Origin of the sequence: Mycobacterium sp., assembly GCF_032159765.1 — a bacterium.
Taxonomy (GTDB): Bacteria; Actinomycetota; Actinomycetes; order Mycobacteriales; family Mycobacteriaceae; genus Mycobacterium.
Map to the genome: position 1 here is coordinate 21485 of NZ_JAVHWM010000201.1, position 6832 is coordinate 28316.

General features: G+C 64.2%; 7 protein-coding genes. 5 read left to right on the plus strand and 2 right to left on the minus strand.

Annotated elements, in window-relative coordinates; translation table 11 throughout:
• The first annotated feature begins 6 nt into the window (after positions 1-6).
• Genes QOH60_RS25900 through QOH60_RS25910 form a run of 3 tightly spaced genes read left to right on the plus strand, consistent with a single transcriptional unit; the run spans position 7 to position 2919 of the window.
• Complete coding sequence (locus tag QOH60_RS25900) at positions 7-1761, plus strand: DUF3556 domain-containing protein (protein WP_526424746.1); 1755 nt, start codon at positions 7-9, stop codon at positions 1759-1761.
• A 34-nt stretch (positions 1762-1795) separates the two neighbouring features.
• Positions 1796-2374 carry an Rv1363c family protein gene (locus QOH60_RS25905; protein WP_526424747.1) on the plus strand — a complete coding sequence of 193 codons (579 nt, stop codon included), beginning with the start codon at positions 1796-1798 and terminating at the stop codon, positions 2372-2374.
• Positions 2371-2919 carry a hypothetical protein gene (locus tag QOH60_RS25910; RefSeq protein WP_526424748.1) on the plus strand — a complete coding sequence of 183 codons (549 nt, stop codon included), beginning with the start codon at positions 2371-2373 and terminating at the stop codon, positions 2917-2919. Before QOH60_RS25905 ends, QOH60_RS25910 begins: the two co-directional genes overlap by 4 nt.
• A gap of 180 nt (positions 2920-3099) precedes the next feature.
• Here QOH60_RS25910 and QOH60_RS25915 read toward each other — a convergent pair whose 3' ends face one another.
• A complete protein-coding gene (locus QOH60_RS25915; RefSeq protein WP_526424749.1) occupies positions 3100-4485 on the minus strand; it encodes a glycosyltransferase family 2 protein in 1386 nt (461 codons plus the stop codon).
• A gap of 83 nt (positions 4486-4568) precedes the next feature.
• Positions 4569-4952 (minus strand): hemophore-related protein, encoded by a 384-nt coding sequence (locus QOH60_RS25920; protein WP_526424750.1) that lies wholly within the window; start codon positions 4950-4952, stop codon positions 4569-4571.
• 182 nt (positions 4953-5134) lie between these two features.
• On the opposite strand from QOH60_RS25920, the gene QOH60_RS25925 reads away from it, so the two are divergent.
• Positions 5135-6280, plus strand: a complete 1146-nt coding sequence (locus QOH60_RS25925; RefSeq protein ID WP_526424751.1) for a thiolase family protein — start codon at positions 5135-5137, stop codon at positions 6278-6280.
• On the plus strand, positions 6277-6832 hold a 556-nt coding region (locus QOH60_RS25930), incomplete at its 3' end, for an enoyl-CoA hydratase/isomerase family protein (RefSeq protein WP_526424752.1). The genes QOH60_RS25925 and QOH60_RS25930, both read left to right, overlap by 4 nt.

Sequence of the window (6832 nt, forward strand, 5' to 3'; positions counted from 1 at the left end):
CAGGCTATGGGATTCCTGAAGCCCGACATGCCCGTCGTCGACTTCGCCGAATGGAGCAAAGGCACCCGCAGCGAGAAGATCCGCCCGATGGCCCGGCACTGGGCGGAGGTCGGCTTCGGCACGCCCGTGGTGATGCACCTGTTCTACGTCGTGAAAATTCTGCTGTACATCCTCGGAGGCTGGCTGTTCGCGCTGGCCACCAAGGGCATTGACGGATTCACCAACGTCGCGGCGTGGTGGACGGAGCCGATCGTCTTCGAGAAGGTCGTGCTCTACACCATGTTGTTCGAGGTGATCGGCCTGGGCTGCGGGTTCGGGCCGTTGAACAACCGGTTCGTCCCGCCGATGGGTTCGATCCTGTACTGGTTGCGGCCCAAGACCATTCGGCTGCCGCCCTGGCCGGGCCGGATCCCGTTCACCAGCGGGACCTCGCGCACCCCCGTCGACGTCGCGTTGTACGCCGCGCTGCTCGTGGTGTTGCTGGTGGCGCTCTTTTCCAACGGCACGGGCCCCGTGCCTGCCCTGGGCACGACGGTCGGCGTGCTTCCGATGTGGCAGATCTGGACCGTGCTGGGTCTACTCGCGGTGCTGGGCCTGCGCGACAAAGTGATCTTCCTGGCCGCCCGCGGTGAGGTGTACGGATCGTTCACGGTGGCATTCCTGTTCGCGGGCTACGGCGTCGACATGATCATCGCTGCCAAGCTTGTGTGCGTGGCGATTTGGATGGGCGCGGCCACGTCAAAACTCAACAAGCACTTTCCGTTCGTGATCTCGACGATGATGTCGAACAACCCGTTGATCCGCACGAAATGGCTGAAGCGCAGGTTCTTCGAGCGTTTCCCCGACGACCTGCGGCCAGGTCGGGTATCGCGATTCATCGCCCACTTTTCCACCGCGATCGAGATGTTGGTTCCGCTGGCGCTGCTCTTCTCCCACGGCGGGTGGCCGACGGCCATCGCCGCCTTCGTCATGGTGTGCTTCCACTTGGGCATCTTGTCAGCGATTCCGATGGGCGTGCCGTTGGAGTGGAACGTGTTTATGATCTTCGCGATCATCACGCTGTTCGTTGGCCACGCTCATGTCGGGCTGTCCGACATGACGACTCCACTACCTGCGCTGCTTTTCGCCGTGTTGGCCACCGTCGTGATTCTCGGAAACCTGTTTCCGCGCAAGGTCTCCTTCTTGCCCGGAATGCGGTACTACGCAGGCAATTGGGATACCTCGTTCTGGTGCATGAAGCCGTCGGCCAACCAAAAGATCGAAAAAGGAATCGTCGCCATCGCGAGCATGCCGGCCTCGCAGCTCGAAAGGTTCTACGGCAGCGAGGAACAAGCGATGATCTACCTCTACAAGGGATATGCGTTCCGGGGCTTCAATACTCACGGCAAGGCGCTGCTGACGCTCGTGCACCGCGCACTGGCCGGGTATCACGAGGACGACTACCTCATCACCGAAGGCGAACGTCTCTGCAGCACCGCGGTGGGCTGGAATTTCGGTGACGGCCACCTGCACAACGAGCAACTGATCGCCGCGATGCAGGAGCGGTGTCACTTCGAGCCCGGTGAGGTGCGCGTGATCCTGCTCGACGCCCAACCGATCCACAAACAGCGACAGGAGTACCGCCTGGTCGACGCGGCGACCGGTGAATTCGAGCGCGGGCATGTCCGCGTGGCCGACATGGCGGTGCGGCAGCCGTGGGACGATGACGTGCCGGTGCACGTGTACCGCAGCGAAGCGCCGGAGGCCAGTTCGAACGCATGAGGTCGGTGTGGGCACCGCGTGTAGCATTCCGCGCATGTGGATGAACGGAGGGGATGTTCCGCAGTCTCCGCCGGTCGTGGCCTCGCGGCCGAATCGTCTTGTGGCAATTGGGCTTCCGCTCCTCCTCGTGCTGATTCTCGGAGCGGCGACGACGTTCGACGTCATCCGGCTCACTGCCAAGTCGTCGCCACCGAGCACGTCGGCGGGCGCCTCTGCGGCGCCGTCGCCGGTCACCCCGCCTGCCAGTTGGCAGCCCTTCGTCGACGGCGCGAAATCCGCGACGGAGGCGATGAGTTTTATCAGCTACCAGACGATCGATCGGGACTACCAACGCATCGCCGACGTCATCACCGATCCGCTGAAATCTCAGTTCGCGACGTTCGGCCCCGCCCTGAAGGACGCAACGGTGGCGGCCAAGTCCGTGACGGAGGGAACCGTGAACGCGGCGGGGCTGGAGTTGCTGACGGGCGATACCGCACAGGTCTTGGTGCAGTTCACGAGCAAGGTCACAACTGATGGCACTGCGCAAGAACCGAAGGCGTACCGAATGCGCGTGACGATGAAGAAGATCGATGACGCCTATAAGGCATCAGCGCTGGAGGTCGTGCCGTGAGAGTCGCGCGGCGGGCCTGGTGGACGATGATCGTGCTGTTGACCGTGGCCACGGTGGCGGCCGGGGTGATTGCCATCTGGCAGCTGTCTGCCGGTGGAGCGGATCAAAACAGCTCCACCGCAATAAGTTCGACACGGACGAGCCCGGTTGCCATGAACCCGGCGGACGATGCCGACGCCCGCGCGGCCATTCTCGGCGAGGTGAAAGCCGACGCCCCGAAACTGTTGACCTACACGCCCGAGAACGTCGAAGCGTCCCTGACGGCAGCGGCCGCGTTGACGACGGGTTCCTTCAAGGACTGGTACAGCAAGTTTATTCACGACCAGGTCATCCCGAGTGCGCAACAGAAGAAGATCACGCAGACCGCGGAAGTGCTTGCCGCTGGGGTTGTTTCGCTGACGGACCAGAAGGCCGTGCTGTTGGTGTATGTCAACAAGACGACGACTGAGGCCGACCAGCCGCCGAAAAGACAGGCCACGACGATCCGGGTGGGGATGCGAAAGGACTCGGGCGACTGGAGGATCGAAGCGTTCGACCCGCTCTGAACCTCAAGCCCCGGGCCGATCACAGGCCTTTCAGCACGGCGTAAGAGGGATCGGTGCGGTCGCGGCTGCTCGGTGATCGCCTGCCGGTCGAGCAGACCCCGCATCTCGGCCGGATCGATCTCCATGTGCTGCCCCGTTTCGACCATTCTTCAATATAGCGCTGATAATCAGGTTCGGCGGCTAGGCCGCCTCGCTGCCAAAGGCTGTGCGGTGCTGGGCAACCCACGTTTGGCGACCGGTCAGGAACTGCCACCACCCCAGCAACGCCCCGGTGTGCAGTAGCGGAATGAACGTGAACGGCTCGACGAGGGCGGCCAGAACCGCAGACGCGGTGCTGGCCTCGGAGTCCGTCCACCGTCGGTACAAGTGAATGGTCCACATGTACGCGCACAGATCAATGGCGATCTTCGCCAAGACGATCGTGCCGACGGGCACAAGCACCGCGGTATTTCCCGTGGCCGCCAACACAATCAGCACTGCGAACGCCGTCAGCCCGTAGATGGGCTGCACGGTGTCGGCGGCCTTGACCGGCAGCATCACGAGGCCAAGTACTCCGTACCGCGGGTTGCCCGTCATGTCGCGGTTCCAATACTGCGTCTGCAGGAATCCGCCGAACCAACGCCGGCGCTGATGCAGGAAGTCGCGCACCGTTCCCGGAGCGTCGGTGCGCGCCACCGCGCGCCCGACGATCTGCACTCGCCATCCCAGTCCGTCGTCACGGCTGCGTCGCTGTATCCGATGAACGAGTTCGTAGTCCTCGACCAGACAGTCGGTGTCGAACCCGCCGACTGCCAGCACCGCCTCGCGGCGAAAGCCCGCGAACGCACCGGAGACCAGCAGCAGGCTGTTCACCCGCATCCACGCATAACGTGCAACGAAGTTGCGCAGGTACTCATAGGTCTGGAACCACTGCATCAGCCGGTTGCGAATCGTGTTTCCGCACACGGGTTTTAGTACCCCGCCCGCCACAACAAGTGCCGCGTCTGCCGAGAACGCCTGCCGCAGAGCGCCGATCGCATGGGGTTCGGGCAGGGTGTCGGCGTCCATCGTGACCACGACGTCGGTATCGACGTCGAGCAGTGCCGCATTGAGCGCGGCGGCCTTCCCGCGGTGCGGCAGCCGCAATACTCGAAGCCCTTGGTGGTCGCCGAACTCAGTGGCGAGCACCGCCGCGGTGTCGTCGTCGGATCCGTCGTCTGCAACGACGATCACTTCGGGCGGGTCGGTTTGTGCGAGTAGACCCCGCAGCGTCTGGGGCAGCACTCCCGCCTCGTTGTACGCGGCGATCAGCACACCGACGCTAGGCCCTGCGGTGGGTAAAACCTCCGGCTGCCGGCGTGCCATCGGCATCGTCTGCCACATCACGAACGCCAGCAGCGCCGTGTCGTAGGCGATGTACGCGATGCCCAGCGACCACACGCCGACGCCGGTTCCGACGAACACCTGGACGAACAGCCCCACCCACAGCGCCGTGACGGCGACCTGAATCACCCAGCCAGGCACTGAACCGCCGCGAGGCCGCAGCCGCGGTGAGTTGCGCGCGAAGGCACTCTGCAGAGCGGTCATCTTCCTCCAGCGTGATAGATCGCCTTAATGAAACGGTCCCAAACAGGACGAGGTTCACCCGACGATCCGAGCAGAGGAATGTCCTACTGAGACATCGCGTCGTACAACCTGGCGATCTGTGCCGGCGCTACCTGCACCTGGCACTGACGGCGCAGGTTCGCAAGCGGAGTCGCAATGTTGCGAAGGTCGGCCCACTCTCCCGGATGACCGACGAAGTACGTCCGAATCGCGTTTTCACCATCCTGCGGTGACATCGAACCAGCGTTGGTCACGGCCTGGTTTGCATCAGGGTGAGCGTCCAGATATTGGCCGGTCGCCGAGGCCACCCCGCCAAGTGTGGTGCTCAGTGTGGCGGCCGTGCATGCGGGCTCGGCGGAGGCTGCCGGTGTGCCGGCGACGACCAAACCCCCGAAGGCGATGGACGCGATCACCCCGAACGATTGACGGCGCAAAGTAGTAAGCGACAACTCAATTCCTCCTGATTTGTGTGCTTCTCTGCCCCGACGCTTCGGCATTTACCCTACGTGAGAGGCCCTATAAACCCCACTGCCTGCAGCGCAACGCCACCCCAGCGCAAGCCGCCGAGAGCGCTGGTCAACAATCGACACACGTCAAGTCTTCAAACGCGGGCGAGTGATAGGAGAAGGGCATGGCTGAAGCCGTCATCGTCGAGGCGGTCCGTTCACCGGTCGGCAAGCGCAATGGCGGGCTGTCCGGGGTGCACGCGGGCGAGTTGTCCGCCCAAGTCCTCAACGGGCTTGCCGAGCGCGCGGGCATCGACCCGGTGATCGTCGACGACGTCATCTGGGGTTGCGTATCCCAGGCCGGTGAGCAGGCCATCGACATCGGCCGCACGGCGGTGCTCGCGGCCGGCTGGCCGGAGAGCGTTCCCGGTGTGACCGTCGACCGGCAGTGCGGTTCCAGTCAGCAGTCCATCCATTTCGCTGCGGCGGGCGTCGTCGCCGGGCATTATGACGTCGTCGTGGCGGGCGGCGTCGAATCCATGTCACGTACTCCGATGGGTTCGTCGCTGGCCAATGGCGGGCATCCCTATCCCGAGTCCTTCCGGCAGCGCTACAACCAGACCCCCAACCAAGGGATCGGCGCCGAGATGATTGCCGAGCAGTGGGGTTTCGACCGTCGAGCCGTCGACGAGTACTCGCTGGGTTCACACGAAAAGGCAGCGGCGGCACAGGATTCCGGAGCGTTCGATGATCAGATCGTCGCGATCAAGGACCAGGACGGCAATGCCGTGCTCAAGGACGAAGGCATCCGCCGCGGCACCACGATCGAGAAGATGGGTGAGCTGAAGCCGGCGTTCAAAGAGGACGGCGTGATCCACGCCGGCAACTCCTCGCAGATCTCCGACGGGTCGGCGGCGTTGTTGTTCATGTCGGCGGAGAAGGCGAAGTCGTTGGGGCTCAAGCCGATTGCCAAGGTGCACACAGCGACGCTGGCCGGCTCCGATCCGGTGATCATGCTCACCGCGCCGATCCCGGCCACGCAGAAGGCGCTGAAGAAGTCGGGGCTGCGGCTGGAGGACATCGGTGTGTTCGAGGTCAACGAGGCCTTCGCTCCGGTGCCGCTTGCGTGGCTCAAGGACATCGGCGCCGACGAGAAGAAGCTGAACCCGAACGGCGGCGCGATCGCGCTGGGCCACCCGCTTGGCGGCTCTGGCGCGCGGATCATGACGACGATGCTGTATCACATGCGGGACAAGGGAATTCGCTACGGCCTGCAGACGATGTGTGAGGGCGGAGGCCAGGCGAACGCCACGATCGTGGAATTGTTGTGAGCGCTGAGGTTGTTGGCTCTTCGCGCGAGCGCTCATCGGCCCTCGTCGAGCGGCGCGGCAACGTCGAGGTCATCACGATCAACCGACCCGAGGCACGCAACGCGATCAACGGCGAGGTGAGCATCGGGGTCGGCGACGCGTTGGAGGCCGCGAACAACGACCCCGAGGTGTGGGCGGTGGTGATCACCGGCGCGGGGGACAAGTCGTTCTGCGCCGGAGCGGATCTCAAGGCGATCTCCCGCCGTGAGAACATCTATCACCCCGAGCACGGCGAGTGGGGTTTCGCGGGCTACGTCCATCACTTCATCGACAAGCCGACAATCGCGGCGGTTAACGGCACCGCGCTCGGTGGGGGGACGGAGATAGCGCTCGCGAGCGACCTGATCCTCGCCGAGGAGCGCGCGACATTCGGACTGCCAGAAGTCAAGCGCGGGCTCGTCGCCGCGGCCGGCGGTGTGTTCCGGATCGTTGACGCGCTGCCGCGCAAGCTCGCGTTCGAGATGCTGTTCACCGGCGACCCGATCACCGCGGCCGACGCGGCCAAGTGGGGAA